Genomic DNA, 24,954 nt, shown 5'->3' with positions numbered 1-24,954 from the left:
GCCCGATGAGCCATTCATCATCCGTTCGTGAAGAATTTGAAATTGATCTGCAACCGCTGACCAGCGTGCCGGTTGAGCGCGAGTTGCCCCTCGGCCAACGGCTTTGGCAACAGGGCTGGTTGCGCAAAAGCCTGATCCTGATATTGCTCGCCGTGCTCTGGGAAGTGATTGCCCGGGTGCAGAACAACGATTTGCTGCTGCCGAGTTTTATCCAGACCAGTCATGCGTTGTACGACGGTTTGCTCAGTGGCGAATTGCTGGGCAAGGTGTGGATTTCGCTGGTGGTGCTGCTCAAGGGTTACTTGATCGGCATCGTGCTGGCGTTTGCCCTGACTACGCTGGCGGTTTCGACCCAGTTTGGCCGCGATCTGCTCAGCACGCTGACGTCGATGTTCAACCCGCTGCCGGCGATTGCCCTGCTACCGTTGGCGTTGCTGTGGTTCGGGCTGGGGCAGAACAGCCTGATTTTCGTGCTGGTGCATTCGGTGCTGTGGGCGCTGGCGTTGAATACCTACGCGGGTTTTCTCGGCGTCTCGGAAACCTTGCGCATGGCGGGACGTAATTACGGCTTGAAGGGCATGCGTTTTGTGCTGTTCATCCTGATCCCGGCGGCGCTGCCATCGATTCTGGCCGGGTTGAAGATTGGCTGGGCGTTTGCCTGGCGCACCCTGATCGCCGCCGAGTTGGTGTTCGGCGCGACCAGCGGCAAGGGCGGGCTGGGCTGGTACATCTTCCAGAATCGCAATGAACTGTACACCGACAAAGTGTTTGCCGGGTTGGCCGTCGTGATCCTGATTGGTTTACTAGTGGAAAATCTGGTGTTCGACACCCTTGAGCGAGTCACCGTGAAACGTTGGGGCATGCAGCGCTGATGGTTTGATCTGCTAGCATTGCGTGCAGATTAATCCTGATCGGCGATGAGTGCTCAACATGCAACTCCCGGACATGAACCTGTTGGTCGCCCTCGACGCCTTGCTCGACGAGGGCAGCGTGATCGGCGCAGCGCGGCGCATGAATCTCAGTCCGGCGGCCATGAGTCGCACGCTGACGCGAATCCGCGAAGCCATCGGCGATCCGATTCTGGTGCGCGCCGGCCGCGGCTTGGTGCCAACCCCCAAAGCGCTGGAGTTGCGTGAGCAAGTGCGCGATCTGGTTGAGCAAGCCGCGCTGTTGTTCCGCTCGGCCGATGCCGTGGAGTTGGGCACTTTGCGTCGGCGGTTCAGCATTCGAGCCAACGATTTCTTCGTTGGCGTTTACGGCGGCAAACTGTTCGCCACCCTTGAGCGACAAGCCCCGCACTGCGAATTGCGCTTCGTCCCGGAAGGCGATGGTGACGACGAGGCATTGCGCGAAGGGCGAATCGACCTGAACGTCAGCAATACTCGACCGGTGATGCCGGAGGTGAAGGTGCAAAACCTGTTCGCCACGCACTTCGTCGGTTTGGTGCGCGAGGATCACCCATTGCTCAATGGCGAAATCACCGCCGAACGTTACGCCGGGTTTTCCCACATCAGCATGTCGCGCCGAGGCATCGCGCGTGGCCCGATCGACACGGCGCTGAACGCTTTGGGTCTGGAGCGCCGAGTGGCCGTCATCGCGCCGAGTTTTCATGCGGCGATGTTCGCCCTTCCAGATTCCGACCTGATCCTGCCGGTGCCAAAGGAGGCGTTGCTGAGTGTGCGTCGACTCGGACTGAAGCTGCGTTCGTTCGACTTGCCGATTCCTCTGCCGACCTTGATGCTTACCCAAGCCTGGCATCCACGCTTCGACAAAGACCCGGCACACCGCTGGCTGCGCGAAACCCTCAAGAGTTGCTGTGATGAAACCTGGCTGGAAGCACAGCCCTGATCTCAACAATTGCGTCTGACGCACTTATAAACTTCCAATAAGTCAATTTTCGTCAGCAATAAGCCTTACTAAAATGCTCCGGTATTTTTCATTCCGGAGTTTGCTCCCCCATGACATCCCTGACGGTCACGGCGCCGTTTGTCGCAGCCGCTCCGGCGAAAACGACCGCGCCGCCGATATTCGGCGCGCGGATCATCATCGGTCTGCTCGGCGTGCTGTTGGTGGTGTTGGTCTCGGGCCTCAACGAGGCTGTGACCAAGATTGCCCTGGCCGACATTCGCGGCGCGCTGAGCATCGGCTACGACGACGGCACCTGGCTGGTCGCCAGCTACACCGCGACTTCGGTGGCGGCGATGGCTTTTGCACCTTGGTGCTCAGTGACCTTCTCGCTACGGCGTTTCACCCTGTGCGCCATCGCCGCATTCACCGTGCTCGGCGTGCTCTGCCCGTTCGCGCCGAACTACGAAAGCCTGTTGCTGATGCGCACCCTGCAAGGCTTGGCCGGCGGCGCGTTGCCGCCGATGCTGATGACCGTGGCCCTGCGTTTTCTACCGGCCAACGTCAAACTTTACGGACTGGCCGGCTACGCCCTGACCGCAACTTTCGGCCCCGGCCTCGGCACGCCGCTGGCCGGGATGTGGACCGAATACGTCGGCTGGCAGTGGACGTTCTGGCAAATCATCGCGCCGTGCCTGATCGGCGCGGCGATGGTCGCCTACGGCCTCCCGCAGGATCCACTGCGCCTGGAGCGCTTCACGGCATTCAACTGGAAGGGCTTGCTGCTGGGCTTCCCGGCAATCTGCATGCTGGTGATCGGCATCTTGCAGGGCAATCGGCTGGACTGGTTTCAATCGGATCTGATCTGCGGCTTGCTCGGCGCTGGCTCGTTGTTGCTGGTGGCGTTTCTGATCAATGAATGGTCGCAGCCGATTCCATTCTTCAAGTTGCAGATGCTCGGCATTCGTAATCTGTCGTTCTCGCTGATGACGCTAGCGGGAGTGTTGGTGGTGCTGTCGGCGGTGGTGGTGATCCCGTCGAGTTATCTTGCGCAAGTGCAGGGTTATCGCCCGGTGCAGACCGCGCCGATCATGCTGCTGGCGGCATTGCCGCAGCTGATTGCGCTGCCGCTGGTGGCGGCATTGTGCAACTTGCGCTGGATCGATTGCCGCTGGGTGCTCGGGATCGGTTTGAGCATGCTCGCGTTGTCGTGCCTCGGCGGTTCGCAGATCACTTCGGTATGGATTCGCGACAATTTCTATGTCCTGCAATGGCTGCAGATTTTCGGTCAGCCGATGTCGGTGCTGCCGCTACTGATGCTCGCCACTGGCAGCATCTCGCCGATGGAAGGGCCGTTCGCCTCGGCGTGGTTCAACACTATCAGGGGCATGGCGGCCGTGATCGCCACCGGGGTAATCGAAACGCTGACCACAGCGCGGCTGCATTTCCATTCGACGATGCTGGTCGATCGTCTCGGCAACTCGCCGCTGGCCGCGCAAGACGCCGGTCTCGCCCATCGCTTGCACGAACAAGCCGTGGTGCTGACTTCTTCGGATCTCTACTTGTGCATGAGCGGCGTCGCGGTGGCGCTGATTCTGCTGATTTTCTGGCTGCCGACGCGGATGTTCCCGCCTCGCGCGCCGACTTGATTGCTTCACGAAACAGAAGGTTTTTATGACGACTCAAGCAAAGCAAAAAATCGCCGTCGCCGTGGCGGCTGCACTGGCTGTCGGCGTGTTGCTGTACCTGGCGGTGCCGGGTCTGTTCGGCAAACGCACGCAGCAGAACACCAACGACGCCTATGTTTCCGCTGACTTCACGTTGGTGGTGCCGCGTGTATCGGGCTTCATCAAAGAAGTGCTGGTGGAGGACAACGAGCAAGTGAAGGCGGGACAGTTACTCGCACTGATCGATGATCGCGATCTGCGCGCCGCCGCCGAGGCGGCCGATGCGCAAACCCTGGTCGCTCGCGCTCAACTGCAAAACGCCAAAGCGACGCTGGAGCGCCAGAGCTCGGTGATTGCCCAGGAGCAGGCTGCGGTAGTTTCGGCCAAGGCTGAAATGGCTTTTGCTCAGCAAGAACTCAATCGCTACAACCACCTCGCGGGCGTTGGTGCCGGTACGGTGCAGAACGCGCAACAGGCGCGTACGCGGATCGATCAGGCCAGCGCCAAGCTCGACACCGCCACCGCGAAACTTGCGGCGGAACGCAAGCAGGTCGACATTCTCAGCGCCCAGCGCGATGCAGCCGAAGGTGGCTTGAAGCATGCGCAAGCGGCGCTGGAGATGGCCAGTTTCGAGCTGTCCTACACGCGCATCACCGCACCGCAGGACGGCATGGTCGGCGAGCGCGCCGTGCGCGTCGGCGCTTATGTGACGCCGGGCAGCAAACTGCTGGCGGTGGTGCCGCTGAAGCAGGCTTATGTGGTCGCAAACTTTCAGGAAACCCAACTGACGGATGTGCAGCCGGGGCAGGACGTGCAGATTCGCGTCGACAGCCTTGGCGGTGAAGTGCTTACCGGCCGTGTCGAAAGTATCGCCCCGGCTACCGGTGTGACCTTCGCAGCGGTGAAACCGGATAACGCTACCGGCAACTTCACCAAAGTCGTGCAGCGGCTTCCGGTGAAGATTTTGCTCGAGCCCGGTCAGCCATTGGCTGAACGCCTGCGCGTGGGGATGTCGGTGGAGGCGAGCATTGATATCAAGAGCTCGGCGACCTCGGTGCGCGAGGTGACGCAGCGATGATTTTTGCTGAATCGACTGACGCCATCGCTGGCAAGCCAGCTCCCACAGGCGTTGTGCAGGCTATCCAAGATCTCGATTGCAAACAGGGTCCCCTGTGGGAGCTGGCTTGCCAGCGATTGGGCCAGTGGCAGCAACTCACCCTGAGCGCCTTGCTGACTGTGGGCCTCACTGCCTGCACCGTCGGCCCGGACTTCGAGAAGCCCGCAGCCGCGCAAATCAGCGAATGGGCAAAACCAACCAAAAGCGCTTCGAGCCACGCAGTCAGCGAGCCGATGAACGAACGTTGGTGGGAGGTGTTCAAGGACCCACAATTGTCAGCCCTGACCCAGCGCGCTTTGAGCAGCAACCTCGACCTCAAGCGCGCCAGCAGCCGCCTGCAACAAAGCCGCGCTGCGCGTCAGGTGATCACCGCCGAGCGTTATCCCAATACCGCGGCTACCGGCAGTTATGGCCGCAAACGCAACAGCGGCGAAGGCTTGAACGATCCGTCCGGGCACGACGGCGATTCTGCCTTCAATCTGTGGGACGCCGGTTTTTCCGCTTCGTGGGAGCTGGATTTCTGGGGCCGCGTACGCCGCGAAACCGAAGCCGCCGACGCTAACCTCGAAGTCGCGGAAAACGACCGTCGCGGCGTGTTGCTGGCAGTGCTTGCGGATACCGCGCAGAACTACATTCAGTTGCGTGGTGTACAGAACACCCGCGCGGTGACCGAGCAGAATCTCGACGTCGCCCGGCACAGTCTGAAACTCTCGCAACTGCGCCTGAACGATGGCGTCGCGACCGATCTCGACGTCGCCGAAGCCGCCGCGCAAGTCGCCGCCATCGAATCGCGCCTGCCGGCGCTGGAGCAACGCCAGTCACAACTGATCAACGCCATCAGCCTGTTGATGGGCGAGCCGCCGCAAGCCTTGGCCAAACAGTTATCCACAGACGCCCCGGTACCGCAGTCGCCACCCCAGGTCGCCATCGGGTTGCCGTCGCAACTGGCCGAACGTCGTCCGGATATCCGCCAGGCCGAAGCCGCGCTGCACGCCGCCACGGCCAACATCGGCGTGGCCAAGGGTGATTTCTATCCGCGCATTACCCTGTCCGGCAACCTGAGTTCGCAAGCCATGCAGCTCAGCGATTTCGGCTCATGGGGCTCACGCGCCTTCGGTATCGGCCCGCAATTCAGCCTGCCGCTGTTCGACGGCGGGCGCCTGCGCGGCGTGCTGCAATTGCGTGAAGCTCAGCAGCAGGATGCAGCCATTGCCTATCAGCAAACCGTGCTGCGCGCCTGGCACGAAATCGACGATCAACTGACCGCCTACAACGCCAGCCAGCGCCGCCGCGACAGCCTCGCCGAGGCCGTACGCCAAAACCAGATCGCCCTGCGCACCGCGCAACAGCAATACGTCGAAGGCGTGGTCGATTTCGTCAACGTTCTCACCGTACAGAGCGCACTACTCGCCACCCAGGAACAGTGGGTGGAAAGCTCCACTGGCGTATCGCTGGCAATGGTCGGGTTGTATCGAGCGTTGGGTGGGGGATGGGAGTCGGTGTATCCGGTGGATGCGGCTGCCACCAATAATCCGGTTTGATTGCTGGTTTCTTGTGAGTTGGAACGCCCGCAGGTTGAGCCATTTATAGGGCGTCCCTGCGAGCAGCCCATAGAACATGTTGTAGCCATCAAAAAAAAGCGGTGCGCACAAAAATTATTCCTCAGAAACGAAAAAACCGGCCTAAGCCGGTTTCTTCACCCCAACTGCCAGCGAACTGAATCGCTACGTACGGGGTTGAGTAAGGCAATCCTAGATTGAGTGCGTCTCGCAGGTCAACCTTCGTTTGATCGTCGCTTCACTCGGCTGGTATTCCTCCAGCTCAAGATTTCGCCGACAAATCCGCCATCCCTTTGAGCAACTCGATCGGCAGCGGAAAGACAATCGTCGAACTCTTGTCGCCGGCAATCGAGCTCAGCGTCTGCATGTAGCGCAACTGCATGGCGCCGGGCTGGCGGCCGAGCATTTCGGCGGCTTGCATGAGTTTTTCCGAGGCCTGTAATTCGCCTTCGGCGTGAATAACTTTGGCCCGTCGTTCGCGTTCGGCTTCGGCCTGTTTTGCGATGGCACGCACCATCGATTCGTTGAGATCCACGTGCTTGATTTCGACGTTGGCGACCTTGATGCCCCAGACATCAGTCTGTGCGTCGAGCACCTGCTGGATATCGATGTTCAGGCGTTCGCGTTCGGCGAGCAATTCGTCCAGTTCGTGTTTGCCGAGCACCGCGCGCAGGGTGGTCTGAGCCAATTGGCTGGTGGCCATGAGAAAGTCTTCTACCTGAATAATTGCTTTCTGCGGGTCGAGCACGCGGAAGTACAGCACCGCGTTGACCTTGACCGAGACGTTGTCGCGAGTGATCACGTCCTGCGGCGGTACATCGAGGACGATGGTGCGCAAGTCGACCCGAACCATTTGCTGCACCACCGGAATCAGCAAGATCAACCCCGGCCCCTTCACCTGCCAGAAGCGTCCGAGCTGGAACACCACGCCACGCTCGTATTCGCGCAGGATGCGGAACGTCGCGCCGGCGAGGGCGATCAGCAACAGCAGCAGTGCGACAAAACCGATTTGCAGACCCATGATCACTCTCCGAGCGGTGCCGCGTCAGTCGCGGCCACTTGCAGCAACAAGCCCTTGCGACTGACCACGCGCACCGGTTGCCCGGTGTGCAGCGGCGTGGCGCTCAACACCTGCCAGCGTTCTCCTTGCAATTGTACCCAGCCGTTGCAAGCATCATCGGCCTGCACGGTGGTGATCGGCGTGACGCTGCCGAGCAGCCCGGCATCGCCACTGACCGCTTCGCGCGGTCGGGTTTTCAGCGCGCGAATCAGCAGCGCGATCAACAGCAATGCGCTGATCAAACCGAGGCCGATCATCATCGGCACCGGCAACTCGGCGTTACCCAGAATCAACGCGCCAATCACGAACATGATGATGCCGCCGAGACCGATCACTCCGTAGTTCGGTAGCGCGGCTTCGGCGATCAAAAACGCGATGCCCAGCGTGATCAGCCACAAACCGACCGGGCTGACCGCTGGCAACGGGGTATCCGCAGCGAGGGCCGATCCGCTCAGCAGGATGAAAAACAGCAACGCACAGCAACGGGTGTTCACGTGACCCTCCGCGAGATTCATGGAGTTGTTCCTCCAGTCTAGTTGAGCGCGCCGCTGTATGAATTTTGATCAGTTGTTGAGCGCCGCCAGTGGGCGGAATTGCCTGCGCGGCTGGCCTGCGGGTCTAGACTTTCAGCCACAGTCACCTCAATCCCCTGTGGGAGCGTGGCTTGCCCGCGAAAAATCTCTCAGTCACCACACCTTCCACAGGAGACCGCAAATGGAAGACCCAACCCACAGCCTCCCATCTCTATTCAAACAACTCGGCCTGCCCAACGACCCGATCAGCATCGACCAATTCATCGCCACCCATTCGCCGCTGAAACCCGAACTGCACTTGTCGGACGCATTCTTCTGGACCCAGAGCCAGGCGGCTTTTTTGCGTGATGAGATTCTCGAGGATGCGGATTGGGCGGAGGTGGTGGATCAGTTGGATGTGATGTTGAGGAAGGGTAGGAATGTGTAAAAAAAACTGTCGGAAAAGTCTGAAATGTAAAAAAAACATAGGCCGGGTAAAAAAAACTGGGCTTTAATCGCTGCAGTGAATTTTTACTATGGATATAGCCATGCCGACGGTTGGATATGCGTACCTGAAAGACGCTCTTAGTCTCAAAGCATTTGCGCCCAAGCGCACTGCAATGATTAAGCCCGTTACGCGCATCACTTTGATCGGCGATTGCCTGGCGGTCCCGCAGGCGGTGGCACCTGCCCAAGGCTCTACACTGGAACACATCCTGTTTGCCCTCAAACATGAAGGCATCAATTTGAGCATTCTTGCTCAGGCGCTTGAGACCCTGGAGGCTGAGGCGCTGATCGCTGAGCTGGCGAAATCGCCAAATGGAGTGTTTATACGAAAAGCGTGCTTTCTATGGGAAAGCTTTACCGGCAGGCAATTGGAATACTCCGTGCCGGTTCGGGGAAGTGTGGTTGCCCTATTCGATCCTCAACGCTACGTCACTGGACCTGCGATACGTAACAGCCGCTGGCGAGTCGCTTTCAATGGCTTGGGTTCATTGCAGTATTGCGCCACCGTCGAGCGAACCGAAGAACTGCAAGCCCTGCTCGATCTCGACATCATTGATCGAGCGCAGGCGTTCATGGCAACGCTGCCGCCAGAAATGATGGACCGCGCAATCAATTGGGCCTATTTGCACGAAACCCGTGACTCGTTTGCCATAGAAAAAGAAGAGCCTAGCGAAGAGAAATCACGCCGGTTCGTTCGGTTGCTGCGCCAGGCTCATGAGCGGACAGAGTTGAGCGAAGACTATCTGGTCGAACTGCAGAACAGCACCGTTTCAAATCCTTTCGATAAAGCGGTGTTGTTCCGTCACGAGCAAAACCATCTGCATAACGGTTTGAGAGGAGCGGCGGGGGTGAGCTATGTCCCGCCTGCGCCGGACTTGTGTCGTGAATTGATGGAGGAGCTGATGGGCTTCGCCAATCGCAAGGCGCAGCAGGTCGATCCGCTGGTTGCGGCTGCTGTTGTGGCTTTCGGTTTCGTCTTTCTTCATCCGTTTATGGACGGTAATGGCCGACTTTCACGCTTCCTGATTCACCAGACGCTGTGTCATTCCGGGGCACTGCAAAATGGTTTGCTGCTACCCGTCTCGGTAGCGATGAAGCATGAGGAACCAAGCTATCTGCAAGCGTTGAAAGGTTTTTCAACACCTGCACGCGATTTCTGGAACGTCACCTGGCTGGATGCGGACCAGATGGCGTTCGAATTTGTCGGGCACCCGTCGATGTACCGCTACTGGGATGCAACTGAATGCGCCGAATTCACACTGCGCATGGCCCGTCGCGCGCTCGAAGTAGAACTACTCGAAGAAACCAGGTTTCTGGAGCGCTACGACCATGTGGTCAAAGCGGTGAACGAGCGCTTTGACGTCCGGGGGAGTGACCTGTCGAAACTGGTGATGATGTGCCTGGATAATGACGGCAAGGTCTCCAAGAACCGGCGCAAACAGTTTCAGTACAGTGTGGCGGAGGAAGTTTTTGAGTTCATCGAAATTGAGGTAGTTCGATTTTTTGAATGAAACCAAGACTTATATCTGCTAAGGATTAAGGGATGTCCCTGCAAGGGCTATACGTCATTATTTGTTTGATATACTTTGTTAATTATCATGCATTCACGCTTGATGGTTCTTCCGTCAATAGTTCCAACGTCTGCGGTAACATCTTCCTGGACTTCGATAGAACCCCATATGTCTTCGAGCAGCTCCTTGATGATATAAAATATTGACCATTTCGCGGTTTCTGTTTCAGGCGGGTCTATGTGCTTTACCCATTGAGCACCAGAAGTGTCAGATGTTTCTAGTAGGTCCTCTGCACGAATGAAAGTGCTGTCGAAGTCTCTGTACAAAACGTCGTCCTCATCTTCATGCGTAATCATGCCGATATGGATTGTGAGGGAATTTGCCTCTAGAGCAAAGATTTCCAATTCTTTAAATGAAGTCAAATTTCCGCTAAGGTAACCTAGACTCAAAAAATGTTTTTCTGCTCCGAAACTTGCAAGTAATGAACTAATTTCAGCGGATATTGCGCCGCGTTCAATATGTAGGCTAAGTTGTTCGTTTGCCCATTTTTCAATAGAGCTAATAGGAAGGCTAGGGACTGCATGTTTACGTGCCAAGTCAGTTTGGGGCTTTGCCATAACGACCCCCGCGACACCTCTCAAGCCTCCTGCGCGTAAACCATTTACTACTCCCACGCCCCTCTCTTCATGATAATACCCAGTAGGGTCAACTGCGAGGCGACCGGTGATCTCGCCTGCGATGTTTTTGATGTCGGTGAGAACTAGAGCTTGGGAGCTAAAACTACTAGGATTATTGCTAGGATTTAACCTTTCCAATAGCTTATGTTGCTCGATGGTTTTCCAGTCGTTAGCCTTAACTATCCTCTGTCTGGAGGTGTTAATTGAACTAACGTACAGGTTTATATCGAGCGCCGGTGCTATTCTCCCACAAACTTCTTCAAGACTAAGCCCCTCTTTATCGGAGAAGTATCTCGTTCCGCTCTTCGTGAGTAAATCAAATATTTTTTTATTTATTAAAACAGATACTTGTGTTCCGTGGCGCCTCAGTTTTTCTCCCTCCTCGGGTAGTCGAAGTGTCGGGCGTCGCTCTGTTCCTGCTGCGAAATCTAAAAGCCAATGAGAGCTTTCGGTATCTTTTTGTTCGTAACGTCGAGTTACTATTCGGACTCTCTGTCCCAACATAAACACAGAAAAAAATCCAATACCGAACTGTCCTATCGCTTCAAAACTGGTAGAGGCGAGATTTTTCCATTCCCCCCTTACATCCCCGCTACGCCATAGAGAACGACCAAAATCGAGCAGTATGTCTGTCAGGACATATCGACTCATTCCTATCCCGGTATCAGTGACTTGAAGCCAATAGTTTTCACCGAATGGTTCGCACTTTACATCGATTTCCCCCTCGTCCTCGCCAAGGCCTCCCAAGCTTCGACACGCGTGAATAGCGTCAACAGAGTTTTGAATCAGCTCTCTAAGTGCGTACACCGGATCGCGTCCATATAATTTTTCTCCACCAAATCGATCGACCATCGTTTTTATATCTGTGATTTTTATACTAGTATCTACCGGATGCCAGCCACTTGTGGCAACGTTCCTAGAAAATGCTTCGGGGCTATAAGATAAAGCCACTGATCTAGCTGCAAGTTGTGGCCGATGTAGGTCAAGAAGTATCCTATTTGCTGACTTCAATTCATTGTCAATCATTCGCGCAGTGTCATACGCCATCCACCACGCCTCTTGCTCATCAATTGGGAATTCCGAACCAGAAATAATCAGTTCTTTTCGCGCGGGGTCGGGATCGATTTTAATTTGGTTTATCCGGGCTTGAAAGTTCCAGTGGGTTAGGGAAACTCCTTCTGGTTGTACTAACGCTTGAAGGAAGCGCGGCGCCCGTTGCGCGTCTACATGGGAAGCGTCAGCAGTCCTCAGAAGGACCGCTAACTTCAGTATATCGATAGTCCAGGGAGAAGGATGCAAGCAAGCCGGCGTGGTTACTTTGGAGTGGTTAAATGATTCTAATTGGTGGGGAGAAAACCAGTGGCTCTCCGCAATCTGCCCAATGACGTCTGCATATGCGCGGCGTAGGTCATCATTAGGTAGTAGAAAGAGCGGAGCATTGTCTCCAGGGATACTCCAAGATACCTTTGCTAATACCCTTGCTTGCCTTGGGTGCATGTTCCTCAGTACTTCAAATAAAATCAGTTGAAAAACTTCAGTTCCCTTTTCTAGTTTTTCATTCAAAACTTTGTACTTCGAGCAATTTACTTGCCACTCGGGCAGCTTTCGAATTTCCTCTATGCCCCCAGGATATGCGGCAATGCAATGTGCAGAGTCATGTAATAAAAAAGCGCCGCCAAGTACAAAAGCTTCTGCAGGATTGAGAGGGTAATCAGAGCCTGCAACTTCTGATGCAGTCCACCAAAGGGCATCGATATGAGTAATGTCATGAACAGTTAGGGATGGCATGTCTTTATGTATTTGTTAAACAAGCAACGAAACTCGAGATCTGAATTCTGAGAACGCAGTAACTAATACTTGTCGTTGTGGATCCAGTCCATCTCCTTTTGGTGAGAATGCTTGTTTCCATAAAGGTGAATCCTGATAATTTTCCATTCCTGACATCCTTGGCCAAATGTTTCTAATTTCTTGTTTTCTCATATTTTTTGCAAGGGCTCAACTATGCAGATTCTGTGCAGACAGTTGTTTCTGGTGATGGTCTCCTACGAATCGAGGCCTGGAATGAAAGAAACTCGCGACTAGAAAGCTAGCGGCCTAACGTGCTCTTTGGTGGAGAAAAGATGGAGCTTGCGGATCCAATTTGTTTCAAAACTTGACTGAAAATCCCCTCCAATGCCATATTGATAGTTAGCAAGCTAACAGTGTGTGTTTTCCCTCGTGCCGAATTCCCTCGACGCTCTCCAGATGAACATCAGCAGTGCCATGGTGGTGGCCGCTAGGCATTGGCGGAAAATCTGCCAGACCACGCTGGTCAATTACGGAATCTCCGAAGCCTGCGCCGTGCCGTTGTTGATGATCGGGCGTTTGGGCGAAGGCGTGCGTCAGGTTCAAGTGGCGCAGGCGGCGGGGATGGAGAGTCCTTCGCTGGTGCGTCTGCTCGATCAGTTGTGTCATGCGGGGTTTGTCTGCCGCACCGAAGACACGCAGGACCGCCGCGCCAAGTGCCTGAGCCTGACCGACACCGGCCGTGAGCTGGTGCAAGCGGTGGAGATTGAATTGGTGCGTCTGCGCCACGAAGTCCTCGAAGGCATCGATCAGCGCGATCTGGAAGCTACGCTCCGGGTGCTCAAAGCCTTTGAGGCGGCCAACCCGCCCTCGGTGGGCAATCCGTGAAAGGATTTTTTACCGGCATGCCCCCGGCGCGCGACTGGTTCTACGGCGTGCGTACCTTCGCTGCCTCGATGATCGCGTTGTACATCGCCATGCTGATGCAGATGCCGCGTCCGTATTGGGCGATGGCCACGGTGTACATCGTCTCCAGCCCGTTTGTCGGGCCGACCAGTTCCAAGGCGTTGTACCGCGCGGTGGGGACTTTTCTCGGCGCCGCCGCAGCAGTTTTCTTCGTTCCGATGTTTGTGCAGAGCCCGTATGTGCTGGTGGTGGTGATCGCGTTGTGGACCGGAATTCTGTTGTTCCTGTCCCTGCATTTGCGCACCGCCAACAGCTATGCGCTGATGCTCGCCGGGTACACCTTGCCGCTGATCGCCCTGCCGGTTGTGGATAACCCGCTGGCGGTGTGGGACGTGGCCGAGGCGCGCACCGAAGAGATTTTTCTCGGCATCGCCGTTGCCGCAGTGGTCGGCGCGATGTTCTGGCCACGCCGCTTGGCGCCGGTGTTCAACGATGCGGTGAGCAAGTGGTTCGCCGACGCGTCGACCTACAGCCAGCGCTTCCTCAGCCGCAACGTGCAGCCGGAAGAAATCACCGCGCTGCGCATGGCCATGGTCGGCAGTTTCAACAGCCTCGAATTGATGATCGGCCAGTTGCCGCACGAAGGCGCGCGTCCGCAAACCGTGCGCAATACCAAGGAATTGCGCGGGCGGATGATCCATCTGCTGCCAGTGATCGACGCCCTCGAAGATGCGCTGTACGCACTGGAGCGGCGCACGCCGGAGCTGGTCGACAAATTCGCGCCGTTGCTTGCCGCGACCAATGAATGGCTTGCCCACAAAGACGCTGACCTCGAGCGTTGGCAAGCCCTCAAAGATCAGCTCGAAGCCGAGCAACCGAGCGCTGCGGCACTGGAAGATCGCAAACAATTGCTGTTTTCCAACGCGCTGTATCGCCTCGGTGAATTTATCGATCTGTGGCAAGACTGCCGCAGTTTGCAAGACGCGATTCTGTGTGACCGCCAGGACAACTGGCGCGCGGTATACCGCCACTGGCGACTCGGGCGACTGTCACCGTTTCTTGACCGTGGATTGATGCTGTACTCGGTGGCCTCGACCATTCTGGCGATCATCGTCGCCTCGGTACTGTGGATTCTGCTCGGCTGGACCGACGGCGGCAGCGCGGTGATTCTGGCGGCGGTGGCGTGCAGTTTCTTCGCTTCTATGGATGACCCGGCGCCGCAGATTTACCGGTTCTTTTTCTGGACCGGGATGTCGGTACTGTTCGCCAGTCTGTATCTGTTTCTGGTGCTGCCAAACCTGCATGACTTCCCGATGCTGGTGCTGGCGTTTGCCGTGCCGTTCATTTGCGTTGGTACGCTGACGGTGCAGCCGCGCTTCTATCTCGGCATGCTGCTGACGCTGGTCAACACCTCGTCGTTCATCAGTATTCAAGGTGCATACGACGCGGACTTCTTAGCCTTCGCCAACTCCAACCTGGCTGGTCCGGTTGGCCTGCTGTTCGCGTTTATCTGGACGCTGATCGCGCGGCCGTTCGGTGCTGAGCTGGCGGCCAAGCGCCTGACGCGTTTCAGCTGGAAAGATATCGTCAGCATGACCGAGCCGGCCAACCTCGCCGAGCACCGGCATTTGGGCGTGCAAATGCTCGATCGTCTGATGCAGCACCTGCCACGGCTGGCGATTACCGGTCAGGACACCGGCATCGCCATGCGCGAAGTGCGGGTCGGACTCAACCTGCTCGACTTGCTCGCCTACACCCCGCGAGTGACCGGCGTACCGCGCGCACTGTTGCAGCAAGTGGTGGCCGAGGTCGGCGAGTACTTCAGGGCTTGTCTCAAGGCTGGCGAACGCTTGGCGGCGCCGAGCGCATTGTTGATGACCATGGATCGCACGCGCCGTGCGCTCAATGGCCACGGCGATGACGAAACCCGCCTGCACCTGCTGCACGCCTTGAGCGGCTTGCGTCTGGCGCTGTTGCCCGGCGTTGAATTTGTCGGCAGCAGCGATGCCGAAGAACCGCTGCCCCACGGCATTGATGGAGCCCCCCTATGATCGGTGATCTGGATGTCAGCGGCATTTTCCTGCCGACCCTGCTGATCCTGATGGGCATCACGTATGTCCTGTTTCTGCTGGTGCATGCCGTGCTCACGCGCCTGCACTTCTACCGTCTGGTCTGGCACCGGGCATTGTTCAACGTGGCTCTCTACGCCGTCATGCTCGGCGTCGTGGACTCACTCAGTCGATACCTGATGACATGAAAAAACCGTTTTTGACTATTGGTCGCGTGGTCCTGACCCTGCTGATCGTGACGTTCGCCGTGGTCATGGTGTGGCGCATGGTGATGTATTACATGTTCGCGCCCTGGACTCGCGACGGGCACATTCGCGCCGACATCGTGCAGATCGCGCCGGACGTTTCCGGTCTGATCCAGCAGGTCGAAGTGAAGGACAACCAGCTAGTGAAGCGCGGCCAGGTGTTGTTCAGCATCGACCAGGACCGCTTCAAACTGGCCCTGCGCCAAGCCAAAGCCGCGGTCGCCGACCGCGAAGAAACCCTCGCTCAGGCGCAGCGCGAAGCCAAGCGTAACCGTGGCCTGGGCAATCTGGTGCCGGCCGAACAGCTGGAAGAAAGCCAATCGCGGGTGGCGCGTGCGCAATCGGCACTGGCCGAAGCACTGGTGAGCGTGGACAGCGCGCAGCTCAACCTTGACCGCTCGGTAATCCGCAGTCCGGTGGATGGTTACGTCAACGACCGCGCGCCGCGCGCGCAGGAATTCGTCACCGCCGGGCGTCCGGTGTTGTCAGTGGTCGACAGCAACTCCTTTCATATCGATGGCTATTTCGAAGAAACCAAACTCGACGGTATCCACGTCGGCCAGTCGGTGGACATCCGCGTGATCGGCGACCGTGCGCGGTTGCGCGGGCATGTCGAAAGCATCGTCGCCGGTATCGAAGATCGCGACCGCAGCAGCGGCAGCAACCTGTTGCCGAACGTCAATCCGGCCTTTAGTTGGGTGCGGCTGGCGCAGCGCATTCCGGTGCGGATTGCCTTCGACGAAGTGCCGGCAGATTTCCGCATGATCGCCGGGCGTACCGCCACCGTGTCGATCATCGACGATCAGCCGCAGGAGCCCGCGCAATGAGCAAAGCCCTGATGATCGCCGGTTTGGGCGTGTTGCTCTCGGCCTGTCAGGTGGTAGGGCCGGACTATCATTTGCCGGACGAGGCCGCTGTGCATCGCGCGGATTTTCAGGGCGATCTGGCGAGTGACAAGAATGTGCTGTCGGCGCCGGTGCCAAGCGACTGGTGGCGGCTCTATCAGCATCCGCGTCTGGATCAACTGGTGCAGCAGGCGATGGCGTCCAACACCGATCTGCGCGTGGCGGCGGCGAACCTGTCGAAAGCCCGCGCTCAGGTGGATGAGGCGCAAGCGGCGGGTGGCTGGAGCGGCGGCGTGAAGCTGGGCGCCCAGCGCTTGCAGGAGTCGGGCGAAGCCTTCCTGTTGCCAGAGAAAGTGCCGGTGGGCAACGTTGGTGATATCGGCATCACTACTTCTTATCAATTCGATTTGTTCGGCGTACTGCAGCGCGGGATCGAGGGCGCCAAGGCCAATGCCGATGCGACCCAGGCGGCGGCTGATACGGCGCGCATTACGGTGGTCGCCGACGTGGTGCGTGCTTACACCCAAGTCTGCGCTGCCAATGGAGAACGCGAAATTGCCGAGCACTCGCTTGATCTGCAAGCGCAGAGTACGAGCCTGACTCAGCGCTTGCGCGATGCCGGGCGCGGTGATGAAACCCAGGTCACCCGCTCGCAAACCCAATTCAAATCCCTGCGCGCTGAACTGCCGCGTTACGAAGCGGCGCGGCAGGCCGGACTGTTCCGCTTGTCGATGCTGCTGGCCAAACCGGTCGATCAACTGCCGGCCGGCACCCGCGATTGCGCCGAGTTGCCGAAGATCGCGCAATTGCTGCCGGTCGGCGACGGCGCCACGCTGCTCAAACGTCGCCCGGACGTGCGTCAGGCCGAACGTCGGTTGGCGGCTGCGACCGCCGGGATCGGCGTCGCTACCGGCGAGTTGTACCCGGACATCAGCATTGGCGCGACGGTCGGCACCGTTGGTTTGCTGGAAAATCTTGGCAAGCCGTCCGCCAACCGTTGGGGCTTCGGCCCGTTGCTGACCTGGACTGTGCCGTCCAACGGCTCCCGCGCGCGGATTCGTGAAGCGGAGGCATCGACCCAAGGTGCGCTGGCGCATTTCGACGGCGTGGTGCTCAACGCCATCCGCGAGACCCAGACCGGTCTGGCCCAGTACAGCGCCTTGCTCCAGCGCCGCGATGCGTTGGCCGATGCCGAGCAGTCGGCGCAACTGGCCGCTGATCAGACGCACCGCTTCTTCCAGGCCGGTCGCGCGTCGTTCCTCGCCGACCTGCAAGCGACCCGCACTTATACCGACGTCACCGCGCAACTGGCCGCGGCCAACACTCAGGTTGCGATGAGCCAGATCGATTTGTTCCTCGCCCTCGGCGGCGGATGGGAAAGCGGACGAACGCAAGCCTCAAGCGCCAGCAAACCCTGACGCCGCGTCTATGCTTTGAAGTGTTGGAGGGGCGCCCCGTGCAAAGCGCCGTTCCAACGCCCATTGCTTGCGTGGGTCCAGGGGAAACAATAATGAAAAACCCTTACGCTCTCGGCTTCTGGTGCGCCATCGTCGCGCTGGTGCTGCTTTCGGCCGCCTATTTCTACGGCATCATGCTCGCCCATCAGCTCGACAAGGCCATGATCTTCCTCGACAGCGCGGTGGCGCTGATCGGTGTCATGTCCATCGTCGTGGTCGCCTGGGCCTCGGTTCAGGTGCAGCGCACCAAGAAACGCCAACTCGAACAGGGCAAGACTCTGGTGCTGATCTGGGATACCAAAGTCGCGCTGCGCCGGGTCGAAACCGTATTCGACCGATATTTCTGGGGTAGTTACTGGCAGCCCGGACGTACGTTTGCCGAAGTCATGGGCGAACTCACCGGCACGCCGCTGGAAAAAAGCCTCGAAGCGCTGAAAAAGCAGTGTCTGGAACTCGACAAGCAGATTGACGAGGAAGGCTGGCACTGGCTGAACAATGCGCGTGAGCTTTCCGACGTCGCCACGGCCATGGCCCGCGAGCGCTATCAACTGGACTTCTGCGACCCGCGCAGCGACGGGCCGAACGGGGTGGTGATTGATCGGGATTTTGAAGTTCTGGTGTACACCTGGACTGCGCGGCTCAAAAGCTTTGATCATCAACTGGATGAGATCGAAGTCCAGTATTCCTGACCTTTTAAAAGATCGCAGCCTGCGGCAGCTCCTACACTGGAATGCGTTCCTCTGTAGGAGCTGCAGCAGGCTGCGATCTTTTTGCTTTTCTGTGGTCCATAGACACTCTTTAACCTTTAAACATTCGGTCACCCGGCGTGCCCAGTGCTAATCTCCACCGCTAAATTCAGCGGAGTCGAGCCGCGACCCGGATACGGGTTCAGGGAAGACGACCACACTTTCAGCCACGGAATCGATCAGGTCATTCATGAATAAATCAGCAGGCGTGCTTCTCGGAATTGTTGTTGCCATTGGCGCGATCAGCGCAGGCGGGGCCTGGTACACCGGGACCAAAATCGAAGGCGTACTGAACAATGCCGTCGTCGATGCCAATAAAGAGCTGCAAAGCGCCATGGCCGGCTCCAACGGCACGGTGGCGATGGAGCTGGTATCGCTGGAACGCGGCACCTTCAGCAGCACCGCGCACTACCGCCTCAAGGGCGAGGGCGAAATGTTCGGCGAGGCGCCGGTCGAGTTGCTGTTCGTCGACCATATCGAACACGGCCCGCTGCCGTTCTCGCGTCTGGTGTCGCTGAAATGGCTGCCGGTCATGGCCACCAGTCACTACGAGCTGGAAAAGACCCCGACCACTGAAAAATGGTTCGCCGCCGCCAACGGCGCTGCGCCGCTCAAGGGTGTGGTCAACATCGGTTACGACCAGTCGACTACCGGCAACCTGGAACTGCTGCCGCTGGAAACCGCGTTGGATGACAAGTCGAGCCTGAAATTCTCCGGCCTGAACATGGACATCTCCGCCAGTGCCCAGGCGCAGAAAGTCAAAGCTGAAGGCTACATGGACAGCTTCAAGCTGACCTCGGTTGCTGAAGACCAGACGCCGGTGCAGATCGAACTCAACGGTCTGACCCTGGCCAGCAACCTCGCCAAAAGCAGCTACGGCTACTACACCGGCTCCAACACCCTGGAGCTGACCAGCAGCAAGACCACCTTCGGCGCCAAGCAATCGGTGTTGGGCGTGAAGAACTTCGAGATGAAGAACCTCACCGAAGAAAAAGGCACCAGCGCTTCCGGCCGTGCTGACTACAAAATCGGTGAGGTAACGCTCAACGACAAGAAAATCGGTGAGGCCAATCTGGCCATGAGCCTGAAGAACCTCGACATTCCGTCGGCCATGTCGCTGATGCAGGTTTATCAGACCAAACTGCAGCCGTACGAGAAAGCGGCTGCCGAGGCGACCGCCGCCGGTCTGCCGGCTCCAGAGCTGAAACTGACTCCGGCCGAAGAAACCCAGGTCAAGGCAGACCTGCAAAAGTTGCTGGCCGCCGGCCCGCAACTGGCATTGGAAAACCTCTCGCTGAAAACCGCCAACGGCGAAAGTCGCGCGACTATGGTCATCGACCTGACCAAGCCGCAGTCGATGGATCTGCCGCCGGATCAACTGACCAGACAGCTGATCGCGCTGCTCGACATCAATGTGCAGGTGTCCAAGCCAATGATGGTCGATCTGCTCAGCGTGCAGGCGCAAGTTGACGGTCAGACCGACCCTAAAACCATTGTCGAGCAGGCCACCGCCACCGCCGACATGTTCGCCGGCATGGCAGTCGGTACGCAGTTGGCGACCCTGGACGGCACTAACGTGTCGACCAAGCTGCATTACGCCGCCAATCAGGTGGAATTCAACGGCCAGAAAATGACCGTCGAGCAGTTTGTCAGCTTCCTGATGAGCAAGTTTGCTGGCGTTAGTCAGCAACAGTAACCCCACGGGTTACCTCGAAAAGCCCGGCCTCTGCGCGTAGCAGATGCCGGGCTTTTTGCTGTCTGGCGTTTGGGTTCTGGCCAGCGCTGACAGCCAATCCGTCATGAATCTGAACAATTATTGCGTTGTGAATGTTGACCTGCTCTTGCGTGCAAAACTGGCTGGATAAGCTTGGCCGTGGGCGACTGCTACGGCCTCCGTTACGAATTTGGGCAAGGGGCGCATCGCGACCCGGCTGGCCATGTAAGGATGCTGACGAATGCCGCGTAATGATGGTCCTGTATTACATCGTGGTTTACGCCCGTTGTTTCGAATCGCGCTGTGCAGCCAGTTGCTCTGGCCGGCCTTTGCGTTCGCCGACACGCCTTACGATCAAATGGTGCTCGATGCGCGGGCCGGACATTACACGCCTGCGCTGAGCGTGCTGCGTCAGGTGCCGCCGGGCCAGTCGAGCACCGGGCAGATCAGCGATCACCTACAAATCGCCAGTTGGGCCGGGCTCGATGCCGAAGTGGTCAAGGTCTACGAGACCGAGGGCCGCGATCGGGTGTTGCCGGTGCAGGCACTGACTGCCACCGCACGCGCCTATCGCAACATCAAGCGCTGGGATCAGGCGACGCAGCTCTACAACAAGGCCTTGGCGCTGGAGCCGGATAATGCCGATCTGCAACTCGGTCTGGCGCTGACTCAAGCCGATTCCGGCAAACCTGACGAAGCCGTAACGCGCGCCAAAGCGCTGGTCGCCGCCAAACCCGATGATCCGTCCCGGCGCCTCGCGCTCGGCTACGCCTTGAGCCGCGCCGGCAAGCAATACGACGCGCTGTTTGAATACGATCAGGCGTTTATCCGCGCCGGCAGCAAGCCCGAGGTCGCCCGTGAATACGTGGTCGCGCTGCAAAAGGCGCGTTTGCCGGAGCCGGCGCTACGTCTGGCCAACAAACGGCCAGGGCTGCTTGATCCGGTAACCCTGCGTCGTCTCGAAGGTGATCTGGCTGCCGAACGCGTACGCCTCGCCGAACTCGCCACGCGCAGTGAAAAAGAACGCTACGTGATCGCCGACCGTGCATTGGCCGACTACGACAAATTGCTCGCGACCTGGACGCCGGACGCTACTGCTCGCGAAGACGTGACGCGCTGGCGCATCGACCGCATGGGCGCGCTCAAGGCCCGCGCGCGCACTGCCGATGTCATCCGCGAATACCAGAAGCTGCAAGGCGAGAGCGTGCAGGTTCCGACCTACGCCATGCGCTGGGTGGCCGCTGCGTATCTCGATCAGCGCGAACCGGAAATCGCCACCGACCTCTATCGCCAAGTGCTCTCGGCCCCCGACGCCGACGTCGGCGATCGCCTCGAAGACAGCACCGCGTTGTACTACGCGCTGCTGGAAAGCGACCGCGCCGATGAAGCGCGCAAGGTTGCCGAGGAACTGGCCAAGGCCCAGCGTCCACGCATCGAACTCAAGGGCTTGCCGGTCGGCAACCCCAACGACGAATGGATGGACGCCCAGCAGCTCGCGGCGCAAGCCGGCACCTACGGTTCCGACTTGCCCCACGGCGAAGAACGCTTGCAGACGCTGGTCGATCAGGCGCCCGGCAACATCGGTTTGCGTCTGGCCCAGGCAGATTTGTATCTGGCCCGCGAGTGGCCGCGCCGCGCGGAAAACCAGCTCAAGGAAACCGAGAGCATGGCGCCGCGCGACACGGGACTCGAAGTCGCGCAGGCGCGCACCGCCATGCAGTTGCAGGAATGGCGGCAGATGGATGCGCTGACTGACGACGTGGTTGCGCGTTTCCCGGACAACCGCCAAGTGCAGCGGCTGGCTCGCGAGCGCGAAGTGCATGACATGTCAGAGCTGCGCGTCGAGGCGTACGGTGGCAAGGCTTACGGCGGGGACAGCGGCGATACCGGCGCGGTCACCGGCAGCAAGGATTTCGGGATCGAAAGCACCTTGTACAGCCCGCCAATCAATGAAGACTGGCGCGTCTTCGCCGGTGCTGGCTACGCCACCGGTGACTTTGCCGAAGGCACCGGCCATCACCGCTTCCAGCGTGTTGGTCTGGAGCGGCGCACCCGCGACATGACCCTCGAAGCCGAAGTATCCAACCACTCCTACGGTTTCGGCGACAAGCAGGGTGCGCGTCTGGCGATCGCCCGCGACATCAACGACCACTGGCAATACGGCGGCAGTCTCGAATACCTGTCGGCGCAAACGCCTCTGCGCGCGCTCAACAGCGACATCACCGCCAACGGCGGCAGCGGTTTCATCCGCTGGCGCGCCAACGAAAGCCGTGAGTGGCGACTGTCGGTCAGCCCGTCGCACTTCAGCGACGGCAACAATCGCGTCGAAGCTTTGCTGACTGGCCGGGAAGGTATTTACAGCGCGCCCAACGTGCAGGTCGACGCCGGTCTGGAAGTCGCCACCAGCCACAACTCCAAGTCAGACGACGTGCCGTACTTCAACCCGAAGTCGGACTTCAGCGTGATGCCGTTGCTCAACGTCAACCACGTGCTCTACCACCGCTACGAAACTGCCTGGAGCCAGCAATTCCAGCTCGGCGCAGGTTCGTACAGTCAGCGCGATCACGGCACCGGCGGCATGGCACTGGTCGGCTACGGCCAGCGTTACGCCTGGAACGACGTGTTCGAGGTGGGCGGCATGTTGAGCGCTATCAACCGGCCCTACGACGGTGATCGGGAAACCGATCTGCGTCTGCTCGTCGACCTCACTTTCCGCTTCTAGAAGAGTTTGAAGATGCCTTTTATCTCGCGTTTCATCCTTTTGCTGGGAGCGCTGGTGGTCAGCGCCTGCGCCCAGCAAGCCCCGGCTTTCGCGCCGCCATCCGAACGTCCGGTCGCGGCCAACGAAAAACCGTGGCCGAAAAACCATGTGCTGGGCATTGCCTACCATGACGTCGAAGATCGCGATCCCGATCAGGCCGTGGTGGCAGTGCGCACCGAGCGCATGATCGAGCAGCTCGCCTGGCTGCGTGAGAACAACTACCAACCAGTGACGGTCGATCAGATCATGGCCGCGCGCAAGGGCGGGCCTGAGTTGCCGCCACGGGCGATTTTGCTGAGCTTCGACGACGGTTATTCAAGCTTCTACACCCGCGTGTTGCCGGTGCTGCGCGCCTACAACTGGCCCGCGCTGCTGGCGCCGGTCGGCAGCTGGATCGACACCCCGCTGAATCAACCGGTGGATTTCGCCGGCACCCCGCGTCAGCGGTCGGACTTCCTGACCTGGGAGCAGGTCCGCGAAATTTCAAAATCGGGGCTGGTGGAAATCGCCGCCCACACCGACGCCAACCACAAAGGCGTGCTGGCCAACCCGCAGGGCAACCTGCAACCCGCCGCTGCCACCCGGCAGTACAACGCGGCCACCAAGCGTTATGAGACCGAGGCCGAATTCAAGGCGAGGATCAGTACCGATGTTGCAGCGATCTCGGAGAAAATCCGCAAGGTCACCGGCAGCAAACCGCGCGTGTGGGTCTGGCCGTACGGCGCGGCGGACGGCACTTCGCTGACGGTGGTCGGCGAGCAGGGCTACGAAATGGCCCTGACCCTCGACGACGGTCTCGACGCCCTCGACAACCTCATGAGCAGCCCGCGCTTTCTCGTGGCGTCGGATCCGGATGGCGAGCATTTCGCCAACAGCATCGTCGGCGTGCAGTCTGAAGCGCCAATGCGCGTGGTGCATGTCGATCTGGACAACGTCTACGACCCGGACCCGGGACAGCAGGACATCAACCTCGGCAAACTGGTGCAGCGCATGGCTGACATGGGCGCCAACACGGTGTTCCTGCAAGCCTTCGGTGATCCGCAGGGCGATGGCCTGGTGCACTCGTTGTACTTCCCTAACCGTCACCTGCCGGTGCGCGCCGACATCTTCGACCGTGTCGCCTGGCAACTGCGCACTCGTGCGCATGTGAAGGTCTATGCGTGGATGCCAGTGCTGAGTTTTGCGCTGGATTCGAAGCTGCCACGGGTCACCCGTTGGGATCCGCAGACCGGCAGCACTTCGGTCGATCCGCAGCAGTACAAACGCCTGTCGCCATTCGATCCCGAAGTCCGGCGGATCATCGGCGAAATCTACGAAGACCTCGCGCGCCTGACATCGGTCGATGGCGTGCTTTATCACGACGACGCGGTGCTGTCGGACTTCGAAGACGCCAGCCCGCAAGCGCTCAAGGTCTACGCCGCCAACGGCTTGCCCGGTTCGATCAGCGCCTTGCGCGGCGACCCGGCGACGCTGCAGCGCTGGACGCGGTTCAAGAGCCGCTACCTGATCGACTTCACCAAGGAACTTACCGCCAAGGTGCGGGCGATCCGTGGCCCGCAAGTGCTCACCGCACGCAATATTTTTGCCGAACCAATGCTCAATCCCGAGAGCGAAGCGTGGTTCGCGCAGAACCTCGACGACTTCCTCGCGACCTACGACTGGACGGCGCCGATGGCCATGCCGCTCATGGAGAAACAGACCCATGCGCAGTCCAATCCGTGGCTCGAAGCGCTGGTGGCCACGGTCAAGGCGCGCCCCGGTGCGTTGAATCGCACGGTATTTGAACTGCAGGCGCGCGACTGGACGAAAAAGGATCAGGCCGACATCGACGGCCAGCTATTGGCCGACTGGATGAGCACGCTCAAGCGTCAGGGCGCGACCAGTTTCGGTTACTACCCGGATAACTTCCTCGAGAACCTGCCGGACCTCAAAGCCGTGCGGCCTGCACTCTCCAATAAATGGAATCCATAA

19 protein-coding genes and 1 pseudogene are annotated in these 24,954 nt (G+C 58.9%); 16 read left to right on the top strand and 4 right to left on the bottom strand.

What is annotated here, in order from left to right:
* The first annotated feature begins 5 nt into the window (after positions 1-5).
* The 5 genes from ACOI8A_RS17945 to ACOI8A_RS17925 all read left to right on the top strand — a co-directional run bounded on the left by ACOI8A_RS17945 (position 6) and on the right by ACOI8A_RS17925 (position 6,170).
* Positions 6-872: an ABC transporter permease gene (locus tag ACOI8A_RS17945; protein ID WP_420651003.1), complete on the top strand. Its 867-nt coding sequence runs from the start codon at positions 6-8 to the stop codon at positions 870-872.
* Between the two features lie 58 nt (positions 873-930).
* Entirely contained in the window at positions 931-1,848 is a 918-nt protein-coding gene (locus tag ACOI8A_RS17940; RefSeq protein WP_420651002.1) for a LysR family transcriptional regulator, read from the top strand.
* A 110-nt stretch (positions 1,849-1,958) separates the two neighbouring features.
* Entirely contained in the window at positions 1,959-3,494 is a 1,536-nt protein-coding gene (locus ACOI8A_RS17935) for an MFS transporter (protein ID WP_420651001.1), read from the top strand.
* 25 nt (positions 3,495-3,519) lie between these two features.
* The gene (locus ACOI8A_RS17930; protein WP_420651000.1) at positions 3,520-4,590 is read left to right on the top strand and encodes an HlyD family secretion protein; all 1,071 of its coding nucleotides are present in this window, start codon (positions 3,520-3,522) and stop codon (positions 4,588-4,590) included.
* Entirely contained in the window at positions 4,587-6,170 is a 1,584-nt protein-coding gene (locus tag ACOI8A_RS17925; RefSeq protein WP_420650999.1) for an efflux transporter outer membrane subunit, read from the top strand. The genes ACOI8A_RS17930 and ACOI8A_RS17925 overlap by 4 nt, the downstream gene beginning before the upstream one ends.
* A gap of 27 nt (positions 6,171-6,197) precedes the next feature.
* Here ACOI8A_RS17925 and ACOI8A_RS17920 read toward each other — a convergent pair.
* From ACOI8A_RS17920 to ACOI8A_RS17910, 3 genes and pseudogenes are all read right to left on the bottom strand, one after another.
* Positions 6,198-6,279, bottom strand: a pseudogene (locus ACOI8A_RS17920) (NYN domain-containing protein); the annotation flags it as partial.
* A 171-nt stretch (positions 6,280-6,450) separates the two neighbouring features.
* On the bottom strand, positions 6,451-7,212 hold the full coding sequence (locus ACOI8A_RS17915) for a slipin family protein (RefSeq protein WP_420651019.1): 762 nt from the start codon (positions 7,210-7,212) through the stop codon (positions 6,451-6,453).
* Entirely contained in the window at positions 7,212-7,763 is a 552-nt protein-coding gene (locus tag ACOI8A_RS17910; protein ID WP_420650998.1) for an NfeD family protein, read from the bottom strand. Before ACOI8A_RS17910 ends, ACOI8A_RS17915 begins: the two co-directional genes overlap by 1 nt.
* A 199-nt stretch (positions 7,764-7,962) precedes the next feature.
* Between ACOI8A_RS17910 and ACOI8A_RS17905 the strand changes: the two genes are divergently transcribed.
* Together ACOI8A_RS17905 and ACOI8A_RS17900 are read left to right on the top strand one after the other, a co-directional pair.
* Positions 7,963-8,208 carry a DUF2789 domain-containing protein gene (locus ACOI8A_RS17905; RefSeq protein ID WP_420650997.1) on the top strand — a complete coding sequence of 82 codons (246 nt, stop codon included), beginning with the start codon at positions 7,963-7,965 and terminating at the stop codon, positions 8,206-8,208.
* A 100-nt stretch (positions 8,209-8,308) separates the two neighbouring features.
* On the top strand, positions 8,309-9,778 hold the full coding sequence (locus ACOI8A_RS17900) for a Fic family protein (RefSeq protein WP_420651539.1): 1,470 nt from the start codon (positions 8,309-8,311) through the stop codon (positions 9,776-9,778).
* A gap of 47 nt (positions 9,779-9,825) precedes the next feature.
* Here the strand turns inward: ACOI8A_RS17900 and ACOI8A_RS17895 are convergent, their stop codons facing one another.
* A complete protein-coding gene (locus ACOI8A_RS17895; RefSeq protein WP_420651540.1) occupies positions 9,826-12,243 on the bottom strand; it encodes an HD domain-containing protein in 2,418 nt (805 codons plus the stop codon).
* 456 nt (positions 12,244-12,699) lie between these two features.
* On the opposite strand from ACOI8A_RS17895, the gene ACOI8A_RS17890 reads away from it, so the two are divergent.
* From ACOI8A_RS17890 to pgaB, 9 genes are all read left to right on the top strand, one after another.
* Entirely contained in the window at positions 12,700-13,128 is a 429-nt protein-coding gene (locus tag ACOI8A_RS17890; protein WP_420651021.1) for a MarR family winged helix-turn-helix transcriptional regulator, read from the top strand.
* Positions 13,125-15,197, top strand: coding sequence for an FUSC family protein (locus ACOI8A_RS17885; RefSeq protein ID WP_420651022.1), 2,073 nt, complete (start codon positions 13,125-13,127; stop codon positions 15,195-15,197). Before ACOI8A_RS17890 ends, ACOI8A_RS17885 begins: the two co-directional genes overlap by 4 nt.
* The gene (locus tag ACOI8A_RS17880) at positions 15,194-15,403 is read left to right on the top strand and encodes a DUF1656 domain-containing protein (RefSeq protein ID WP_420651023.1); all 210 of its coding nucleotides are present in this window, start codon (positions 15,194-15,196) and stop codon (positions 15,401-15,403) included. Before ACOI8A_RS17885 ends, ACOI8A_RS17880 begins: the two co-directional genes overlap by 4 nt.
* A complete protein-coding gene (locus ACOI8A_RS17875) occupies positions 15,400-16,287 on the top strand; it encodes an efflux RND transporter periplasmic adaptor subunit (protein ID WP_420651024.1) in 888 nt (295 codons plus the stop codon). The genes ACOI8A_RS17880 and ACOI8A_RS17875 overlap by 4 nt, the downstream gene beginning before the upstream one ends.
* Entirely contained in the window at positions 16,284-17,723 is a 1,440-nt protein-coding gene (locus ACOI8A_RS17870) for an efflux transporter outer membrane subunit (RefSeq protein ID WP_420651025.1), read from the top strand. Before ACOI8A_RS17875 ends, ACOI8A_RS17870 begins: the two co-directional genes overlap by 4 nt.
* A 92-nt stretch (positions 17,724-17,815) precedes the next feature.
* The gene (locus ACOI8A_RS17865; protein WP_420651026.1) at positions 17,816-18,451 is read left to right on the top strand and encodes an NADH:ubiquinone oxidoreductase subunit N; all 636 of its coding nucleotides are present in this window, start codon (positions 17,816-17,818) and stop codon (positions 18,449-18,451) included.
* Between the two features lie 247 nt (positions 18,452-18,698).
* Positions 18,699-20,204 (top strand): YdgA family protein, encoded by a 1,506-nt coding sequence (locus tag ACOI8A_RS17860; protein ID WP_420651027.1) that lies wholly within the window; start codon positions 18,699-18,701, stop codon positions 20,202-20,204.
* Positions 20,205-20,463: 259 nt separating this feature from the next.
* Positions 20,464-22,944: a poly-beta-1,6 N-acetyl-D-glucosamine export porin PgaA gene (pgaA, locus tag ACOI8A_RS17855; protein WP_420651028.1), complete on the top strand. Its 2,481-nt coding sequence runs from the start codon at positions 20,464-20,466 to the stop codon at positions 22,942-22,944.
* Positions 22,945-22,956: 12 nt separating this feature from the next.
* On the top strand, positions 22,957-24,954 hold the full coding sequence (gene pgaB / locus ACOI8A_RS17850; RefSeq protein WP_420651029.1) for a poly-beta-1,6-N-acetyl-D-glucosamine N-deacetylase PgaB: 1,998 nt from the start codon (positions 22,957-22,959) through the stop codon (positions 24,952-24,954).

The sequence above is a fragment of the Pseudomonas sp. P4795 genome (assembly GCF_048822895.1).
Taxonomy (GTDB): Bacteria; Pseudomonadota; Gammaproteobacteria; order Pseudomonadales; family Pseudomonadaceae; genus Aquipseudomonas.
Note: the sequence above shows the minus strand (reverse complement) of the source record. Positions and strands in the feature narration are given on the sequence as shown.